This window comes from Qipengyuania sp. YIM B01966 (genome assembly GCF_016461955.1).
In the GTDB taxonomy this organism is placed as follows: domain Bacteria; phylum Pseudomonadota; class Alphaproteobacteria; order Sphingomonadales; family Sphingomonadaceae; genus QFOP01.
The window spans coordinates 1-18,562 of sequence record NZ_JADMNM010000008.1 but is presented as its reverse complement, the minus strand read 5'-3'; the positions used below and the strand labels follow the sequence as shown (position 1 = coordinate 18,562).

General features: G+C 64.3%; 18 protein-coding genes and 1 tRNA gene. 12 read left to right on the top strand and 7 right to left on the bottom strand.

The genetic code is table 11. The features are described 5' to 3' along the window. Positions 1 to 35: 35 nt before the first annotated feature. The 4 genes from ILT46_RS09625 (at position 36) to purT (ending at position 4,235) form a co-directional block, all read left to right on the top strand. Complete coding sequence (locus tag ILT46_RS09625; protein WP_441344187.1) at positions 36 to 1,328, top strand: aspartate kinase; 1,293 nt, start codon at positions 36 to 38, stop codon at positions 1,326 to 1,328. A gap of 72 nt (positions 1,329 to 1,400) precedes the next feature. Next, entirely contained in the window at positions 1,401 to 2,036 is a 636-nt protein-coding gene (locus ILT46_RS09620) for a helix-turn-helix domain-containing protein (protein ID WP_199504433.1), read from the top strand. Positions 2,037 to 2,155: 119 nt separating this feature from the next. Then, positions 2,156 to 3,031 carry a GGDEF domain-containing protein gene (locus ILT46_RS09615; protein ID WP_199504432.1) on the top strand — a complete coding sequence of 292 codons (876 nt, stop codon included), beginning with the start codon at positions 2,156 to 2,158 and terminating at the stop codon, positions 3,029 to 3,031. A 37-nt stretch (positions 3,032 to 3,068) separates the two neighbouring features. Beyond that, positions 3,069 to 4,235 (top strand): formate-dependent phosphoribosylglycinamide formyltransferase, encoded by a 1,167-nt coding sequence (purT, locus tag ILT46_RS09610; protein WP_199504431.1) that lies wholly within the window; start codon positions 3,069 to 3,071, stop codon positions 4,233 to 4,235. Here purT and ILT46_RS09605 read toward each other — a convergent pair. Both ILT46_RS09605 and ILT46_RS09600 read right to left on the bottom strand, forming a co-directional pair. After that, positions 4,232 to 6,301, bottom strand: coding sequence for a S46 family peptidase (locus ILT46_RS09605; RefSeq protein ID WP_199504430.1), 2,070 nt, complete (start codon positions 6,299 to 6,301; stop codon positions 4,232 to 4,234). The genes purT and ILT46_RS09605 overlap by 4 nt on opposite strands. Before the next feature lie 130 nt (positions 6,302 to 6,431). Then, entirely contained in the window at positions 6,432 to 7,079 is a 648-nt protein-coding gene (locus tag ILT46_RS09600) for a hypothetical protein (protein ID WP_199504429.1), read from the bottom strand. A gap of 206 nt (positions 7,080 to 7,285) precedes the next feature. Here ILT46_RS09600 and ILT46_RS09595 point away from each other — a divergent pair, with 206 nt between their 5' ends. From ILT46_RS09595 to ILT46_RS12170, 3 genes are all read left to right on the top strand, one after another. Next, positions 7,286 to 8,296: an NAD(P)H-dependent flavin oxidoreductase gene (locus tag ILT46_RS09595; protein WP_199504428.1), complete on the top strand. Its 1,011-nt coding sequence runs from the start codon at positions 7,286 to 7,288 to the stop codon at positions 8,294 to 8,296. Between the two features lie 134 nt (positions 8,297 to 8,430). After that, entirely contained in the window at positions 8,431 to 9,078 is a 648-nt protein-coding gene (locus tag ILT46_RS09590) for an OmpA family protein (RefSeq protein WP_199504427.1), read from the top strand. A gap of 80 nt (positions 9,079 to 9,158) precedes the next feature. After that, positions 9,159 to 9,845 carry a CsbD family protein gene (locus ILT46_RS12170; RefSeq protein ID WP_233397167.1) on the top strand — a complete coding sequence of 229 codons (687 nt, stop codon included), beginning with the start codon at positions 9,159 to 9,161 and terminating at the stop codon, positions 9,843 to 9,845. A 77-nt stretch (positions 9,846 to 9,922) separates the two neighbouring features. On the opposite strand, the gene ILT46_RS09580 is transcribed toward ILT46_RS12170, so the two are convergent. Next, a complete protein-coding gene (locus tag ILT46_RS09580; protein ID WP_199504426.1) occupies positions 9,923 to 11,347 on the bottom strand; it encodes an aldehyde dehydrogenase family protein in 1,425 nt (474 codons plus the stop codon). Between the two features lie 154 nt (positions 11,348 to 11,501). On the opposite strand from ILT46_RS09580, the gene ILT46_RS09575 reads away from it, so the two are divergent. From ILT46_RS09575 to ILT46_RS09565, 3 genes are all read left to right on the top strand, one after another. Continuing rightward, complete coding sequence (locus tag ILT46_RS09575; RefSeq protein ID WP_199504425.1) at positions 11,502 to 12,362, top strand: dienelactone hydrolase family protein; 861 nt, start codon at positions 11,502 to 11,504, stop codon at positions 12,360 to 12,362. Positions 12,363 to 12,455: 93 nt separating this feature from the next. Continuing rightward, a complete protein-coding gene (locus tag ILT46_RS09570) occupies positions 12,456 to 13,484 on the top strand; it encodes an SPFH domain-containing protein (RefSeq protein WP_199504509.1) in 1,029 nt (342 codons plus the stop codon). An 8-nt stretch (positions 13,485 to 13,492) separates the two neighbouring features. After that, the gene (locus ILT46_RS09565) at positions 13,493 to 14,008 is read left to right on the top strand and encodes an NfeD family protein (protein ID WP_199504508.1); all 516 of its coding nucleotides are present in this window, start codon (positions 13,493 to 13,495) and stop codon (positions 14,006 to 14,008) included. 6 nt (positions 14,009 to 14,014) lie between these two features. Here the strand turns inward: ILT46_RS09565 and ILT46_RS09560 are convergent, their stop codons facing one another. After that, the gene (locus ILT46_RS09560) at positions 14,015 to 14,962 is read right to left on the bottom strand and encodes an NAD(P)H-binding protein (RefSeq protein WP_199504424.1); all 948 of its coding nucleotides are present in this window, start codon (positions 14,960 to 14,962) and stop codon (positions 14,015 to 14,017) included. 179 nt (positions 14,963 to 15,141) lie between these two features. On the opposite strand from ILT46_RS09560, the gene ILT46_RS09555 reads away from it, so the two are divergent. Then, positions 15,142 to 15,228, top strand: a tRNA-Leu gene (locus tag ILT46_RS09555). Positions 15,229 to 15,405: 177 nt separating this feature from the next. Further along, positions 15,406 to 16,620: a tyrosine-type recombinase/integrase gene (locus ILT46_RS09550; RefSeq protein ID WP_199504423.1), complete on the top strand. Its 1,215-nt coding sequence runs from the start codon at positions 15,406 to 15,408 to the stop codon at positions 16,618 to 16,620. A 187-nt stretch (positions 16,621 to 16,807) separates the two neighbouring features. On the opposite strand, the gene ILT46_RS09545 is transcribed toward ILT46_RS09550, so the two are convergent. From ILT46_RS09545 to ILT46_RS09535, 3 genes are read right to left on the bottom strand one after another with little or no spacing between them, the layout of a single operon-like run. Then, a complete protein-coding gene (locus tag ILT46_RS09545) occupies positions 16,808 to 17,098 on the bottom strand; it encodes a hypothetical protein (RefSeq protein WP_054945953.1) in 291 nt (96 codons plus the stop codon). Beyond that, complete coding sequence (locus tag ILT46_RS09540) at positions 17,095 to 17,745, bottom strand: hypothetical protein (protein ID WP_199504422.1); 651 nt, start codon at positions 17,743 to 17,745, stop codon at positions 17,095 to 17,097. The genes ILT46_RS09545 and ILT46_RS09540 overlap by 4 nt, the downstream gene beginning before the upstream one ends. After that, on the bottom strand, positions 17,742 to 18,308 hold the full coding sequence (locus ILT46_RS09535) for a hypothetical protein (RefSeq protein WP_199504421.1): 567 nt from the start codon (positions 18,306 to 18,308) through the stop codon (positions 17,742 to 17,744). The genes ILT46_RS09540 and ILT46_RS09535 overlap by 4 nt, the downstream gene beginning before the upstream one ends. Positions 18,309 to 18,562: the final 254 nt, after the last annotated feature.

The window sequence follows — 18,562 nt, the reverse complement described above, 5'->3', positions numbered from 1 at the left end:
CAGCGGCAGCTTTGAGCGAAGGGGCACGCCCAGCCTTGGCACGGATCGTGATGAAATTCGGCGGTACGTCGATGGCCGGGACCGAGCGCATCCGCCGGGTGGCCAATATCGTGCGCCGCCAGGCTGCGCCCAAGCCCGATGGCACCCGCGACGAGGTGGTCGTGGTCGTCTCGGCGATGGCCGGCGAAACCGACCGGCTGGTAAATTTCTGCCGCGAGGCCAATGCGCTGTACGACCCGGCGGAATATGACGTGGTCGTCGCCAGCGGCGAGCAGGTCACCTCGGGTCTGCTGGCGCTTACGCTACAATCGCTCGGCTGTGCGGCGCGCAGCTGGCTTGGCTGGCAATTGCCGATCCGCACCAGCGACGCCCATGCCAAGGCGCGCATCGGCGAGATCGACAGTGCGGCGCTGATCGCCTCGCTCGAACGCGGCGAGATTGCCGTCATTCCCGGCTTTCAGGGCATGGCCGACGATGGCCGCGTGACCACGCTGGGTCGCGGCGGTTCCGACACATCTGCAGTCGCGGTTGCTGCGGCGGTGGGGGCGGACCGCTGCGATATCTACACCGATGTCGACGGGGTCTATACCACCGACCCGCGCATCGTCGCCCGCGCGCGCAAGCTGAAGGCGGTAACCTACGAGGAAATGCTCGAACTGGCGAGCGTCGGGGCCAAGGTGCTGCAAACGCGATCGGTCGGGCTGGCGATGAAGGAAGGGGTGCGCGTGCAGGTGCTCTCCAGCTTCATTGATGATGGCGCGACGCCGGCCGATGATCTTCCGGGGACGATGATCGTTTCGGAAGAGGAGATGAACCAACTCTTGGAGGATGGCGAAATGGAACGCCAGCACGTCACCGGCATCGCGCATGACAAGAACGAGGCCAAGATCATCCTCACCCGCGTGCCCGACAAGCCGGGCGCGGTGGCGACCATCTTCGAGCCGTTGGCCGGCGCCAGCATCAATGTCGACATGATCATCCAGAACGTCGGCCGCGACAAGGGTGAGACTGATGTGACCTTCACCGTGCCGCAGACCGATCTGCCGCGCGCGCAGGCGCTGCTGGAGGATCGCCGCGAGGATATCGGGTACAACCGCATCATCACCGACAGCAACATCGCCAAGATCAGCGTGGTCGGCGTCGGCATGAAGAGCCATGCGGGCGTTGCCAGCACGATGTTCCGGGCGCTGGCCGATCGCGGGATCAACATCCAGGCGATCTCGACCAGCGAGATCAAAGTCAGCGTGATGGTGGACGAGGACGAGACCGAACTGGCCGTGCGAGTGCTGCACACCGCCTACGGCCTCGATGCGGCGGAAGAGGGTTGAGGCGCGCCACGCCCGCGCTTACCGGAAATTAACCCCGCCCCGCGAACGCTGCTGCCGCACAAGGAGCGGCAGATGGTGATACGGGCGCATCTCGATCAGGCGGATCAGCGACAGGGAGTGAGGCGTCAACTGCGCCTCGCCACCAGCGGCGCGTTGCCTTCGGGCGAGGCAGCTAACGTGCTGATCCACAATGCCTCTGCCACCGGGCTGCTGATGCAGAGCCCCGCTCCGCTCAGCGAAGGCGAGACGATCGAACTGGTCCTGCCCGAAGCGGGTGTGGTCGCGGCCGAGATCGTCTGGCAGAGCGGTGAATTCTACGGCTGCCAGTTTGCCCAGCCGTTGCGTGAGGCGGTGTTGAGCGCCGCCGAACTGCGCAGCGCGCCGCCGGTTACCGAGGCGCTGCCGCCGGCAGGCACGCTGGGTGAACGGCTGCACCGGCTGCGCCTCGTCAGCGGGATGACGCTCGATGAGGTGGCACAGCGCTTGTCGGTCAGCAAGCCCACGGTCTGGGCGTGGGAGCATGACAAGGCGCGCCCGGTTCCGCAGCGGTTCGACGAAATCGCCGCGCTGTTCGGGGTGGATGCCAGCTCGTTGACGGAAAGCGCGCGGGCCGACCCGGCTGCAGAAATCATCGGCCGGGCGCGCCGAATGGTGGCCGAAGCACTGGGTATTTCTGGAGAGCGGGTGCGCATCATGGTCGAATACTGATTGCTGCGAAAAATAATTCATGGTTAACAGTGAAGGGCGAATCGAAGTTAGCCTGGTTAACACAACAGGCGTACTTCGGTTCGATCTCCATCGTACTGCAACCGGGGGCAATCGGTTCGATGGGATACGAATTCACGGCGCGCGAAGGCGCGGCTTTCTTGCGGCTTTTGACGGGGTCTGCACGGGATATCGTGCTGCGGATCGATGCGGGAGGCCGGATTGTCCGGGCCAGCGACGGGCTTGCTGCGCTCGGGGTGCAGCTTGCCGATATGCTGTTTCCCCCGACGCTGGCGGACCTTGCCGAACCGCGCTTCGCCGGACGCATCCGCGCCTATCTGGCCGAGCGGCCGTCGGCGCGTGTGGCGCCGCCCGATCTCGACCTGCCGCTGCGCACAGCGGACGGACGGCGCTGCTGGTATCGGCTGCGCGCGCTGCCGGTCGGTCGGGCAAGGGGGTTTGTTGCGCTGTTGCGCTCAATCGACGATCTGCGCGAGTTGGAGGATGCCGCCTTCGTCGCCGGCATGACCGACCCGCTGACCGGGCTCGCCAACCGTCATGCCTTCCAGGCGATGCTCGCGCATCTGATCGACAGCGGCCAAGGCGGGGTGTTGGCGCTGTTCGATCTCGAACGTTTCCGTGCGCTGAATTTCGCGCACGGCCCGCGCGCCTGCGACGAGTTGCTGCGCAGCTGTGCAGAGCTGATGCGGCAGGGCATGGCGCGCGATCACATCCTCGCGCGGATCGGGGCCGACATGTTCGCCGCGCTGATGCCCCTGCATGATCTCGCGCGGGCGCAGATCCCTGCGCAGCAGGTGTGCGAATGGTTCAACCAACTCGCCCGGCAAGGGGGCGGCCCGGCGCTGGCGCGGATGCACGCGGCCTGCGTGCCGTTTGCGGGCGATTTCGACGCGACCCTGCGCGCGGGCGAAGCGGCGCTGATCCGCGCGCGCGCCGGCGGCGTCCTGGCTGCCCGCACGATCAACCGCGCCGCCTGAGCTTGGCGCGCCTAGCCCGGCCGGTTAAGGCCCGCGCATGAGCTTCATTGCCACCGTCATGCTGCTCGGTTCAGGCGAGCTGGGCCGCGAATTCACCATCTCGGCCAAGCGGCTGGGCGCGCGGGTGATCGCCTGCGACGCTTATGACAATGCCCCCGCCATGCAACTGGCCGATGCGCGCGAGGTGTTCTCGATGCTCGACGGGGCGGCGCTGCGCCGCGCGGTGGAACGCCACCGGCCCGATTACATCGTGCCCGAGATCGAGGCCATCCGCACCGAGGTGTTGGCCGAACTCGAGGGCGACGGACACCGCGTCGTCCCGTCAGCCCGTGCCGCGCAGATGACGATGAACCGCGATGCGATCCGCCGGTTGGCGGCCGAGGAACTGGGCCTCGAAACCTCGCGTTACCGCTTTGCCGAAAGCCTCGCCGAAGCAGAGGCCGCGGCCGCGCATACCGGCTTTCCCTGCATCGTGAAGCCGGTCATGTCGTCCAGCGGCAAGGGGCAGAGCACGGTGCGCGATGCGGCCGGGATGCAGGCGGCGTGGGATTATGCCGTGGCCAATATGCGCGGCGATACGGCGCGGGTGATCGTCGAGGAGTTCATCGCCTTCGATTACGAGATCACCCTGCTGACCGTGGCGCACAAGGCCGGCATCACCTTCTGCCCGCCGATCAGTCACCGGCAGGAACGCGGCGATTATCAGGAAAGCTGGCAGCCGGCGGCAATGGCGCCGGCCGCGCTCGAGCAGGCGCAGGCAATGGCCGAGAAGGTGGTCGCGGCGCTGGGCGGCTGGGGACTGTTCGGGGTCGAATTCTTCGTCGCCGGCGAGCGGGTGGTCTTTTCCGACCTGTCGCCCCGGCCGCATGATACCGGGATGGTGACGCTGATCTCGCAGAACCTGACCGAATTCGATCTCCACGCCCGCGCGCTGCTGGGCCTGCCGGTACCGGGCGAAAGGCGCGCGCGCCCGGCGGCCTCGGCCGTGATCCTGGCCGACCGCGATAGTGACACGGTGCGCTATGACGGGCTGGCCGAGGCGCTCGCCGTGCCTGGCGGCACGGTCGATGTGCGGCTGTTCGGCAAGCCGACAGCGCGCCCCTATCGCCGGATGGGCGTGGCGCTGGCGACAGCCGGCGATACCGCAGCGGCCCGGCGGATTGCCGCCGAGGCCGCTGCGCGCATCCGCATCAGCTACGCCTAGCGGCGGCGGCGCTGGCGCGGCGCCGGGGCGGCCCGCAGTTCGGCCACCAGCGCCGGGGCCGGATAAATCTTCTCCAGTGCTTCCTGCACCGCATCGGTCGAGACGACCACGGTGCGGTTGAGCGCCGGATCGTAGCCGTAATTGCCGCCGAGCGAGTGGATGTTGCCGTCAAAGGCCGCGCCGATCACCGTCCCGTCGCGGTCGATCACTGGGCTGCCCGAATTGCCGCCGATAATGTCGTTGGTGGTGACGAAATTATAGGCCGTGGCCGGATCGATCGCCGCGCGATTGGCGGCAAAGGCGGGGGCAAGGTCGAACGGCGCATTGCCGGTCGCCCGGTCGAACGTTCCGCCCATGGTGGTGGCAATCGGCACCTCCTGCCCGCGCTCGGTCCAGCCCTGCACCCGGCCGTAGCTGATCCGCAAGGTGAAGGTCGCATCGGGATAGAGCGTGTCGCCGAACGCTGCTAAGCGGGCATCGGCCAGCTGCGCGCCGGCGGTGGTCAGCGGCCCGGCATAGCGTTGCTTGACCTGCTGCTCCAGTTCGCGCTGGCGCGGGTCGAGCCGGCGGGCATATTGGATCATCGGATCGTCCGACGCCTCGATCGCAGCCCTGCCGCCTTCCCACAATTGCCGGCGATAGGCCGGGTCGGCGAGGCGGGTGCCGGTCACCAGCCGGCGGGCCAGCTGCTCGGGGCTTTCCTGACCAAGCAGCAGGCGGGTATCGGGATCGTCGGCCCCCAAATATTCGCGCGCCTTGCTGAGGCTCCAGCTCATCATCAACTCGTCGAGCCAGGGATAGACCGGGCGCTGGTCGAGCAGGCGCTTTTCCGTGAGCGGCAACGCGCTGTCGGTGAAGCCCGGCAGACGCTCGCCATTGGGCTTGCCGCGTTCTTCGGCGGCCATCACCAGCGTCTGGGCATAGGCGTAAAGGTCGCCCGACGGGTCGGTGAAGCGATAAGGCAGATAGAGCGCGCGATACGCCGTCACCGCCTGTTCGACGCTGCCCCACGGATCGGCAGCCCCGACGCTGCTGCGCGCACGCAGATCGCGCTCGGCATCGGCGAGCGTGCGGGTGAACGCCGGATCGCCCAGCGCCTTGGTGCGGCCAATCTGGACCTTGAGCGAGTTTTCGAGGCCGTTCAGCGTATCGAGCCCTTCGCGGTGGTGCTGGGGGCTCTCCTCCATCGCGCGGATCAACCGACCGCGCAGTTCGGAGGTCGTCGCCACGGTCACCGGCAGGCGCACCTCGCGTTCAAAGGCCAGCTGGCTCTGCGTGAACAGGCGCGAAGTTGACCCCGGATTGCCGACCACAAAGGTCACTTCGCCGGCCTGCGGCGCGCGCGGGTTCCAGCGCAGATGCTGCGGTGTGGCAACCGGCCGGTCGTTTTCATAAGCGCGCAGGAAAGCCGCATCGAGCGAATAGCGCGGGAAATTGAAATTGTCGGGATCGCCGCCGAACGTCGCGGCGCGGTCCTCGCCTGCCCAGACCAGCCGGATGTCGGAATATTTGCGATAGGTGTAGAGCTTGTACTGCCCACCGCCGAACAGGGTGACGACCTGGCAGCGGGTGGTCGCACGGTCGGTGCAGCCGGCGGCCTCGATCGCGGCGATCCGCGCATCGCGTGCATCGGTCAGCGCCTTGCCGGCCAGCGTGCCGATCGCGCCCTTGATGTCGGCCGTCACGTCAGTGATGCTGGTGACGATCTCGGCCTGCTGTCCAGGGCAGGGCAGTTCGTCCTCGAGCCGATTGGCGACGTGGCCGCGGTCCAGATAGTCCGCCGTGTCGCTCGAATTGTCGAACAGGCACGAGGCGATGCAATGGTGGTTGGTCAGGATCAGGCCGCGCGGCGAGACGAAGCTGGCCGAGCACCCTCCCGTCAGCCGCACCGCGCCGGCGCGCACGCGGTCGAGCCATTGCTGGTCGGGCGCCCAGCCATATTGCTCGCGCATCCGTTCGGCCGGGAAATTGTCGAAGGTCCACATCCCCTCCTCGGCGGCGGCGGGGGTGGCAAAACCGATCGCGGCGAAAGAGGCTGCGGCAAGAAGCGCAAGACGTGCTGACATGGTGTGTTCCCTCGGGAGTCGGGTGATGGCTGCTGTGTTGTCGCCAACCGCCTCCAAGTCCAGAGGGTGCATAGAAAAAAGCGCGGCGCCGGTTGCCCGGGCCGCGCGTTTTAGTGACTGCGCGTGGCAATCAGTTGAACGTCACATAGCTTTCGCTGCAGACATTGATGCCGCGCCGTTCGATGTTCCGGCTGCTCGAGGTTTCGGCGCGGAAATCGAAATTGCATGCGCCCGAGCCGTCATCGACATTCATCGTGACCTGCGAGCCGGCGGCGATGGTCTGCGAGCTGCCGAGGCGATCGGGGCCCCAGCTGCCGGCGCCCGAGTTGGACCAGCGCAGGATCATGATCGTTTCGCCGGTATAGTTGCGGATGGTCATCTGCCGGTTGCGGCCGTCGCCCGAATTGCCCTGGCTGACCGCATTGCCGCCACCCTGGTTGACCATCGTCACGGTGTACTGGTTGTACACGCTGCCCAGGTTCTGCACCCGCAGCGAATAGTTGCGGCAGCCTCCGCCGCCCGACACCGTGAAGAAGGTGATATCGGTCGTGTCGGTATCCTGGTGCACCAGGTTGCCGTTTGAATCATAGACCCAGAAATCGAGGTCGGTGTCATTGTCGCCATCGACCGTCACCTGAACCTGCGGATTGCAGATGTTGAGGCTGATCGTGTCGGTTGAATTGGCGTTAACGCGGTACGTTTCGGCCTGCGCTGTGCCGGCCCAGCCAGCCATCAGCGCCGCTGCGGCAAAAACGCCGGATTTGATCCAAGATCCCATTGCTTTCCCCCTTCTTTCTCATGGGACCGCGCCGGTATGCCGCCTGCCCCGCCTGAACGTCGGTGAAGTCAACATATCGCAATCTTCCCACCAAGGAACAGCCAATCTTATTCCGTTCGGGATTTGTCACGTTTTGGAACGCGTCTGTTATACTTTGCCGGTCGTGCGCCTTGTTCGCCGCGGCGGGCTTGCTTACAGCGGCGCGGATGACAGCCTATCCAAAGACCGCCGCGTTGATGGAGCGCGGCGCCGCATTCCTCGGCAGCGAATATGCGATCATGTGCGGCGCGATGAGCTGGGTGAGCGAGCGCCATCTGGTCAGCGCGATCTCGAATGCCGGCGGGTTCGGTGTGATCGCTTGCGGCGCGATGACGCCCGAGCTGCTCGATGCCGAAATCGCTGCGACCGCGGCGCTGACCGCGAAGCCCTTTGGCGTCAACCTCATCACCATGCACCCGCAATTGCCGCAGCTGATCGCGGTCTGCACCCGCCACCGGGTCAGCCATGTGGTGCTGGCGGGCGGCATTCCGCCCAAGGGCAGTGTCGAAGCGATAAAGGCGGGCGGCGCCAAGGTGATCGTCTTTGCGCCCACGCTGGCGCTGGCGAAGAAGCTGCTGCGTTCGGGCGGTGACGCGCTGGTGATCGAGGGGATGGAGGCGGGCGGTCATATCGGCCCTGTTTCGACCAGCGTATTGGCGCAGGAGTTCCTGCCCGCGCTCGCCACCGACCATCTGGTGTTCGTTGCCGGCGGCATCGGCCGGGGCGAGGCGATTGCCGGCTATCTCGAAATGGGCGCGGTCGGCGTCCAACTCGGCACCCGCTTCGCCTGCGCCAGCGAGAGCATCGCCCATCCGGCGTTCAAGCAGGCGTTCTTCCGCGCCAATGCACGCGACGCGGTGGTCAGCGTGCAGGTCGATCCGCGCCTGCCGGTGATCCCCGTGCGCGCGCTGCGTAACAAGGGCACCGAGGCGTTTACCGCCAAACAGCGCGAGGTCGCCGAATTGCTTGATTCCGGCAATGTCGAGATGATCGAAGCGCAGTTGCAGATCGAACATTACTGGGCCGGAGCGCTGCGGCGGGCGGTTATCGACGGCGATATCGAGAACGGATCGCTGATGGCTGGCCAGTCGGTCGGCATGGTGACCGAAGAAGAGCGGGCCGCGGTCATCGTTGATCGCCTGCTGGCCGAATGCGAGGCCGCGCTCACCCAACGGTGACAGGTTGCAGTGCGCAACCGAAAACTGGCGAGATTTCCTTTCTTTAGCTCCGGAACCATTGTCTTGTTCACCCATTAGCAATCGGGGTCTGCGGTTTTCGCAACCTTCTGCAATGCTTTGGTGAGGAGAACAGCATGGTCGATCCGCATAACAACGACCGCGACGTACACGGTCATTCCACGATCAAGGACGCGCCAGATCGCGACCGTGGCGGCATGGGCTGGTTGCCCTGGGTGCTCGGCGCGCTGTTGCTGCTGGGTCTCCTGTGGCTGCTGACGCGCGATAATGACGAAGACCGCGTTGTCGAACCGGTAGCCGAAGAAACGCTCGCGCCGACTGCGACCGAAACGACGCCTGCCGCTGCGATGACCAACGGCACTGCCGCTGGCACGGTGGCGACCACCGCCGCCTATAGCGGTGCAGAACTCGACCGGTATCTTGCCTCGCAGGATCCCATCGGCCGCGCCTATACGTTCGACAAGGTGACCTTTGCTTCGGGTTCGTCCGCACTTTCGGCTGACAGCAACAGCGAGATCGCCGACGTTGCCGCTGTGCTGAAGCGCTATCCGAATGCCCGCGTTGCGCTCACTGGTACGGCTGATCCGTCGGGCGATGCCGCCGCCAATCAGAAGCTGTCGGCGGATCGGGCCAATGCGGTTCGCGACGCGATCGTCAAGGCGGGCGCCGCTGCCAACCAGATCACCACCGCTGCGGTGGGTGAAACGGGTGCCACCGCTACGGCTGGTAACCGCAAGGTCGAGATGCGGGTTACCGCACGCTAAATTCAGTACACCAACTCGGCCGGGGCCTCCCCCTAACCACGCGCCCCGGCCGGGTCTCTTCTACGGGAAAGGAAATTGCCATGTCGCAAGTAATCACCGCTTATTATGACAGCCGCGAAGAGGCCGAACGCGTGCAGAACCGTCTGCGTGAACTCGGCATCGTCAAGGACAACGCTGATACCCACAGCAGCGGCGGCCTCTATCACAGCGGCTCCACCAATTATCGTGCCGGACATTATTCCAGTGCTGAAGATCGCGGTTTCTGGGCGAGCGCCGACCACAGCAGCGATGATTATCTCATCCCCGACGAAGATCGGCACGCCTATGAAGAAGGTGTGCATCGCGGCGGCGCGGTCCTCACTGTCACCGTCGACGATCAGATGGCCCAGCAGGCCCGCGATATCATCGAGCAGTCGAACGCTGAAGATATCGATACCAAGGCCTCCGAATGGCGCAGTTCGGGCTGGAACGCTCCCGCCAGCGCCGCTGCAGGGACCGTTGCGGGCTCGCGGTATTACGATCGGGACACCGACACTACGTCGACCCGCTATCGCTCCTATCGTCGGACAGATATCGGCAACGGCCCGGGCGAAACCAGCTACAAGGCTTCCGGGATGGCCAATGAAGCCATCGGGAAAGTCAAGCAGGCGGTCGGTTCGGCTGTCGGCAGCGAAAGCTTGCACCAGTCGGGCCTAGCGCAGGAGCGCAAGGGTGAAGCGCAGCAGCAGACCGGCGAACAGCTGGGCAATCGCGGCAACGAGCTCTAATCGGCCATCTCTCCCAGGGTCGCACCAGGGGGAATTTGGGGGGCGGCATCGCGAGATGCCGCCCCTTGCTTATGGTATCAGACCGCCGCGTTCTTGCGCACCGTGATTACCTGCGGATAGGTGAATTCGAGCAGCCCTTCCTTGCCATATTCGGCACCAAAGCCCGACTGCTTGTGCCCGCCAAACGGGACGAATGGTGAGAGGTGCATGTATTCGTTGATCCACACCGTGCCGGTTTCGAGCTGCTCGGCAATCCGCACGCCGCGGTCGGTGTCCTTGGTCCAGACCGCACCGGCAAGGCCATAATCCGATGCGTTCGCGCGCTCGATCACTTCCTCATCGGTAGAAAACTTCATCAGCGGCATGACCGGTCCGAACTGCTCTTCGGCGACGATGCGGGCATCCTCGGGCGGATTGTCCAGGATCGTGATCGGCACAAAATAGCCTGTTCCGCTGGGATCGACATCGCCGCCCAGCAGGAACTGGTAACCCTGGTCCTTGGCATCCTGGATCAGTTCGCAGACCCGTTCGAATTGCTTGCGGTTCTGCACTGGCCCCACGCCGGTGCCCTGTTGCGCCCCGTCGCCGACCTTCACGGTGCGGGCATAATCGGCAATCGCCTTGCTCAGTTCGTCATAGATATCCTCGTGGATATAGACCCGCTTGGCGGCGACACAGATCTGCCCGGCATTGGTGAAGCTCGACCAGAACAGTTGCTCGGCGACCTTTTCGACATCGGCATCGGGGAGCACGATCGAGGCGTCGTTGCCGCCCAGTTCGAGCGTGATGCGTTTCAGATCGCGGCTCGCGCCTTCCATGATCTTCTTGCCCGTCGCGGTCGAGCCGGTGAAGGTGATCTTGTCGATACCGGGGTGGCTGGTGATGAGCGGCCCCAGACTGTCCTCGCCGGTAATGATGTTGACGGTGCCAGCGGGCACGACATCCTTGATCAACTCGGCCAGCCGCAGCGTGGTCAGCGGCGTGAAGGGGGAGGGCTTGAGCACGATGGTGCAGCCCGACAGCAGCGCGGGCACGATCTTCTGCACCGCCATCATCACCGGGAAGTTCCACGGCACGATCCCGCCGACCACGCCCACTGGCACCCGCCGGGTTCGGCTGATGCGCGCGTCGCTGTCCTCGTTCACCTCGTCATCGAGCTCGAGCGTCGATTGCGCGCCCGCCATCATCGAAGCGCCGATAATCTCGCCAATGGCCTGTTGATGCGGCTTGCCCTGTTCGGCGGTGAGCAGGCGGTGCAGCTCGTCGGCATTTTCCTTGATCGTTGCCGAGATCGCCTGGATCACCGCCCGGCGCTGTTCGATCGGCGTTTTCGACCAGCTCCTGAACGCGGTGCGCGCCGCAGCCACCGCCCGGTCAAGCTCGTCCTTGCCGCAAGCGGGGACGGTGCCGATCACCTCCTCGGTTGCCGGGTTGACGACGTCCATCGTCGCTGTGGTCGAGATCATCTCGCCACCGATGAGATTGGCATAGGGCTTGGTCATTCGTGCTCTCCTTGCACCGCCGAGCGGACATTGCCGCATCGATTCGTTTTTTGCGTTGTTGCCCGCAACCTATCAAGCGGTCGCCCCCAGCGCCACTTGCCAACCTGCCGGCTGCGCCTAGGCTACGGCGGACGAACAGAAAGAGACCTGGCTCATGTGCGAAGAGGACGTCCATCACCGCCAGGCCAGACTGACCCGGCGCCAGTTCGCCGCAGCCAGCGCGGGCACCGCCGCGAGCCTCGCGCTGGCGGGCTGCGCGAGCCTGCTGCTGACCGACGCTGGCCTTGCTGAAAGCCGCGAGCGGATCGCCACCCCGTCAGGAATGATGGATGCGCTGTTCGTCCGGCCGGGACGGGGTCGGCATCCGGCAATCCTCGTCTGGCCCGACATCGCGTCGCTGCGCGACGCGTTTGGCGCGATGGCGCGGCGCATGGCGGCTGCCGGCTATGCGGTGCTGGTGCTCAACCCCTTCTACCGTGACCAGCCGGCGCCGCAATTCGCCAGCTTCGCGGATTTCCGCGAGCGCGACGGCTTCCTTCTGGTCGGCCCGTGGCGGGACAAGCTCACCCGTCCGGCGGTGAGCAGAGATGCCGAGGCCGCGATTGCGTGGCTGGATCGGCAACCAAGCGTCGATCTGCGTCGGGGGGTGGGGGTCGAGGGATATTGCATGGGCGGCCCGCTCGCCGTGTGGAGCGCGGCCGCCGTGCCGTCCCGCGTCGGCGCTGTGGCAAGCTTCCACGGCGGCGGTCTGGTGCGCGAAGGCGCCGACAGCCCGCACGCGCTGTTGGGCGCGGCGCGGGCGCACTATCTGTTTGCCATCGGGCAGGACGACCATGCCCGCGACCCCGCTGTGCGCCCGGCGCTGGAGGCTGCCGCCGCCGCCGCAGGGCGAGAAGCGGAGGTCGAGGTTTATGCCGCCGACCATGGCTGGACCGTACCCGACAGCCCGTCCTATCACGCCGCCGAGGCCGACCGCGCCTTTGCCCGCAAGCTGGCGCTCTACGCCGGCTTATAGCCGCTCGTCGGTCGGCGGCGCGCGGCGGTCCGGTTTTCCTTGCCCGCTTTCGGCAGCCTTCTATCATGCGGCTTCCTGGTGGAGAGTGAAGCGATGGATTTCTTCCTGATCGGATTGTTGCTGCTGCTGGTCCTGTTCCTGCTGATGGCGGTGCGGGTCGTGAAGCAAGGGTTTGTCTATACGATCGAACGGTTCGGCCGGTTCACCAAGGCCGCCGATCCGGGCCTCCATCTGATCACCCCCTTCGTTGACCGGGTCGGGCACAAGATCAACATGATGGAGCAGGTGCTCGACATTCCTGGGCAGGAAATCATCACCAAGGACAACGCCATGGTCGGCGTCGATGCAGTGGTGTTTTTCCAGGTGCTCGACGCCGGCAAGGCCGCGTACGAGGTGCACAATCTCTACGCCGCGATCATGGCCATCACGACGACCAATCTGCGCACGGTGATGGGCAGCATGGACCTCGACGAGACGCTGTCCAAGCGCGACGAGATCAATGCCCGGCTGCTCGGGGTGGTCGATCACGCAACCTCGCCCTGGGGTGTCAAGATCACCCGCGTCGAGATCAAGGACATCCGCCCGCCGCTGGACATTTCCGAGGCGATGGCCCGCCAGATGAAAGCCGAACGGCTGAAGCGTGCCGAAATCCTCGAGGCCGAGGGCGAACGCGCGAGCCGCATCCTGCGCGCCGAGGGCGAGAAGCAGAGTGCGATCCTATCGGCCGAAGGCAAGAAGGAAGCCGCCTTCCGCGACGCCGAAGCTCGCGAACGCGCCGCCGAGGCTGAAGCCCGCGCCACGCAGGTCGTATCCGACGCGATCGCCACGTCGGGCAGTCAGGCGATCAACTACTTCATCGCGCAGGAATATACCAAGGCGGTCGGCAAATTCGCCACCAGCCCCAATGCCAAGACCATTCTGTTCCCGGTCGAAGCGACGCAGTTGATCGGCTCGCTTGGCGGGGTGGGCGAGCTGCTGCGCGAAGTTGTCGGGCCGCAGGACGGCGCGACCTCGGCCGCACCGCGCCTGCCCGAGCCGGGTCCGGGCGATGTGCAGGTGCCGTCACGGTCTACCAGCGGCGCGCCGCGTCCCAGTGTCCCGCGCAGCGGCGGGCAGGGTTGAGCCTGCCGATGGACGATCTCGCATCCATCGACGCGCACTGGATCTGGCTGACCATCGGACTGGCTCTGGCCGCGCTCGAACTGCTGGTGCCCGGCGTCTATCTGATCTGGCTGGCGGTGGCCGCATTCCTGACCGGCGCGATCACCTTTGCCCTGGATCCCTCGCTACCGATCCAGATTGTCAGCTTCACCGTGCTGTCGTTGATCACCGCATATGCCGCGAATCGCTTCTATATTGAACAGCCTATCGCCAGCAGCGACCCCCATATGAACAATCGCGGCGCACGGTTGACCGGCCAAACCGCCACCGTCGTTCAGGCCATCGAGGAGGGCGGAACCGGCCGCGTGAGGGTGGGTGATGGCGAATGGCTGGCCGATGGCCCACCGCTCGCCGCCGGGGCGCGGGTGCGGATTACCGGCCATGCAGGCGCGGTGCTGCGGGTTGAGCCGCTGGTGCTCCAGGCGCCCGTCGATCCCGGCGATGCGGCGCGTCGCCGGCTCGAAGATGGCGGAGACGAAGCCTAGCTTGCCTCAAGCGGTCCGCAGATGGTCGCTGAAACGGCCGTGGCGGCGATAGCGGGTCATCCAGCGGTCGAGGAACAGGCCGATTGGTTTCGGCTCGACGCCCAGCGCCTCGATCCCCGGATATTGGCCGCTGGGTACATTACCCGCCTTGAGCATTTCCCACTGGTCGCTGGACAGCGGTACGAGCGGGAGTTTGGTCATGAGCGCCGACAGTGCATCGGGCACTTGCGGAAACAGCCTCTTGCGCCCTTGCAGGCGGGCGACCTCATCGTGCAGGCCAAGCATCGTCAGATCCTCGGGCCCGGCGATTTCGTAGATCTTTCCGCCATGCGCCAACGGATCGGCCAGCGCATGGACGATCGCGCCGGCGGCATCGCCGACGAACAGCGCGCGGAGCGGCGCATGCGGGGCGAACACCGGAACGATCGGCCAGGTCCGCACCATGCCCGCGATCAGCGGGATGAGCCCGGCCTGCTGCCCGAACAGCACCGAAGGGCGGATGATCGTCGCGCTCGGAAACGCGGATTGAACCGCCGCCTCGCCGGCCGCCTTGGCCTGGGCATAGCGCGAAGGAGAGCCGGCATCGGCGCCGATGGCGCTCACCTGCACAAGGCTTTCCACGCCCGCTGCGGCGGCGGCCTCAGCGATATTCCCCGCACCGGCGCCCATCAGCGCCATCAGGTCACCGTGGAAGCTGCCGACCAGATTGACAGCGGCATCGGCCCCGGCGAGTGCGGCTGCAACACTGCCCCGATGGCGAACATCGCAGGGGGCAAATTGCATCTGCCCGAGATTGGCGAGCGGCTTCAGCGACCAGGCGTCGCCAGCACTGCGCCCCGCGATCCGCAAGCGCGCCCCGCGCGCGAGCAGTGCCTGCGCCACGTGGGTCCCGACGAACCCGCCGCCGCCGAACAGCACCACCAGTTTGCCGTCGAGAGGATTGTTGCGCGCCATCTTCGCCAAACTCTTTAGCCTTGAGGCCGAAGCCGTTGAACCACGACCAGCCATTGCCTCATCCCCTGCCTCAGGGCAACCTTCCGGACGCGGTGCAATGGGCGTTGACAGGCTGGCCCAGACTTCCTAGTTGCGCGCCCCTACCCGCGGTTCCCGGCGCCTTTGCCGAGCCGCTGTGTGCCCAGATGGCGGAATTGGTAGACGCACCGTCTTCAGGTGGCGGCGCTCGCAAGGGCGTGGAGGTTCGAGTCCTCTTCTGGGCACCATTTGTTCTCATCAGAACGTTCCAAAACATTGCAGAAACGGCGGAATTCTGCCATTCTTGACCTCTAGCGCAGAAAGCGAGGTCTTGTTTTGTTCCGCTTTGTTCCAACGTCTCTGGGGGCCTCGGCTGGGGGCTCCAGCTCAAAAGCCCCCAAATCGCACGAAAGTGAGGCCCCCAAATGAGCCTCAATGTGCAGGAAATCAAAGGCTTCCGGGCTGCCGACAAGTCATACAAGAAATACGACTCGCGGGGGCTGCTGCTTTTGGTGAAGCCGAACGGCTCCAAGCTCTGGTATTTCAAGTACCGCTTTGGCGGTAAGGAGAAGAAGCTGCCCATCGGCGCGTTCCCTGAGATCAGCTTGTCGCAAGCGCGCCAGCTTCGCGACCGAGCACGGCTCAAGGTTTCCGATGGCATCGATCCAATGCTGGAGCGTAAGCGCAAGAAGGCCAGGATCAAGCTAGGTGCGGAGAACACCTTCGAGGTCATCGCCAATAAGTACATCGACGAGAAGATGGTGCCCGAAGGCAGGGCAGAGGCCACGCTGCGCAAGGCGCGCTGGTTCCTTGAACTGCTCAAGCCAGCGATCGGCAATATGCCAATCAACGATGTCGATCCGCAGTTGATGCTGGCGGCGCTCAAGAAACTCGAAGCCAAAGGTAATCTCGAGACAGCGAAGAAGTGCCGCTCCTTCGCAAGCCGGGTGTTCCGGTATGGAGCTGCGCTTGGCCAGTGCCAAACCGATCCGACTTCGATCCTGCAGGGTGCACTGGTCACGCCCAAAGCACGGCACTACGCGGCGATCCTCGAACCAGAGAAGTTGGGCGGGCTGCTCCGTGCTATCGATGATTTCGAATGTTACCCGGCGACGAAGTTCGCGCTGAAGATCGCACCCCATGTCTTTGTGCGACCCGGTGAGCTTCGCCACGGCGAGTGGAACGAGATCGATTGGGACAAGGCCACCTGGACAATACCGGAAGGCAAGATGAAGGCGCGGCGGGCCCATGTGGTGCCGCTATCACGCCAAGTGTTGGACCTGTTGCGAGAGCTCAAACCAATTACCGGGAGCAAGGGCTACATCTTCCCGGCGTTCCATACGCGTCAACGTCCCATGAGCGAGAATACAATCAACGCGGCATTCCGGCGTATGGGGTTCACCAAGGATGAAGTGACAGCGCATGGCCTGCGCTCAACGGCCTCGACCATGCTCAACGAGAGCGGGCTTTGGCACCCAGACGCAATCGAACGTGCTCTGGCCCACGGCGACAGCAACGCTATTCGGGGCGTCTACAATCGCGGGAACTACTGGGATGAACGCGTAAAGATGGCGCAATGGTGGAGCGATTATCTTGATGAGCTTCGGCGACGCGAAGCGGCTCGCCTCATCGTAAAGTGATGCAGAGGCAGCTTCGCGCCCCAAATATCGTCGTTCGGTCTAGCTCCGAGCGAACCTTAAAGCGGACGTATGCTAAGCAACTGCGATCCGCTTCACGAACGAGCGCTAGGTTGGTTTTGCGAGCCGAGTGCAATCGTACTGGACAAATCCCCCCCGCCCGAAAGCCCGATAGAGTCCGCTAGTTCGCTTAGGGGTAAATTTTCCGTGCGGCCTGAAGCTTGACGGCGCTGATCTCGCGCTCCTCCTCAAATGTCATCAAGGATAGATCGATGGGGCGGCCAAGTTGATCAGGATCGATCGCTGCACGCAAGGCGTCTGCCTGCGCCGCAGTTCCACACAAAATCAGAAGGTCAACATCGGAGCAAAACTCCTCCTCCCGATCCATTGAGCCGAACAGGTACCATTCCGTCCCTGCTGCGACCGCTCCGAGCTGCCCGGCCAAAACTACGAGTGCATCTACATTTTGGGCGCGGGTCACTTAGCGAGGCGTCGCATGAGGTCACCGAACATCATGGCCTCAGCCCCCATCGAGTCTGCTGCGTTTCGTGCTGCATCGGTCACCTTGCCGTAGCTCGACATTTTCAACGCGATGTCGAAGGCGCCGACCATCTTGCGTGCGTTGCGGAGGTCTTCCGCACTGAGGTTATACGCATCTATGAGAGCGATAGTTAGGTCGCCGCCCCTTTTGCGGTGGGCGACGAATACAGACTCGTACAGCCGCGAGACTTGCCTAACATTAGAGTGCTGGCCGATCGCGTCCTCGAAGAAGGCGAACTCCTTGTTTCGGTAGCCGGTCAGGTCGCCTTGTCGTACTGCCTTCCCGAGTTCCCCGAACGTTCCGAAGCCCGCCGGCACGCCTTGCGCCAGAGCGATAGCATCACCGGTCCAGATAGAGCTCGATGGCACATTGATGATGAAATCCGGCTTGGTCGCCATCGCTAGTACGGGGGCAACGTCACCCGCTTCGACCATCGGCTTGGCGCCGATTACAGCAACGGTGCCGGTATTGCCCTTGCCATCATCGATTATCAGGAAATCCTCTGCGGTCCGCCCCACTACTTTGTAGCCCGATTGATCATCGACGTGGGCTTCGACCCAATCTGTAACGCTGCCGGCCACGATCATTTCTCCAAAATTGTCTGCATGCCCGCTGGGAAGCAGCTTGCATCTTCGTTCGCACCACCGATGTGGACGGCTTCGAGGTCGTCGACGTGCTGGCGGAATGCCTCGACGGTTTTAAGTTCCTCTTCGGAGAGCAAATGCCGGTTCGCGTCGAGCTGAGCCAGCACGCGATTGTTGTTGGGCAGGATCCCGGTGAGCATCTTGCGGCGCCACGTTTCGGCCGCGCCGCTTTCCGGATCGCGTGCAGCCTCAATGTGAGGACCATATTGACTGAAGATCGCATGGTTCTTGGCTAGCAGCGGGGCGATCGCTTCCCGCGCAGCGGCACGATCGGGGAACTTCGTAACACCGAATACCGCCGCCAGCTTTTTGGCGTGCTCGCGTTTCCATTCGAGGATGCGCGTGTCGGGAAAGGCGTCCGGCGCCTTGTCGATCATGGTATGGCAGATCGCGCAAAGCAGGATCAGGTTCTCGAAGGCTCCCCTTTCTTCCTTGGAAAGTTCCGGATTGGCGCGGGGCCCATCGTCATTTGCTGCGAATACATGGGCCATTTCTGCGACGTTCACGGCTTGGCCGTCCGCGTCGATAAAAAGCTCCCGAAGGCAGTCCGGATTTTGACAATATCCGCCTGATGCAGCGAACAGACGCCGCTGAGTGTTGGTGTTCGGTGAGGCAGCACCGCGAGCACAAGCCAAGTTCAATCTCCGAGATCGCCAATTTGTCAGCAAATATAGGAAACCACATTAGGAATTTTAGGTTTGGACAGGCGAGCAGATATTGATCTGAGTCGCTCCAATGTCCGTCGTCAGAACATTTGGCG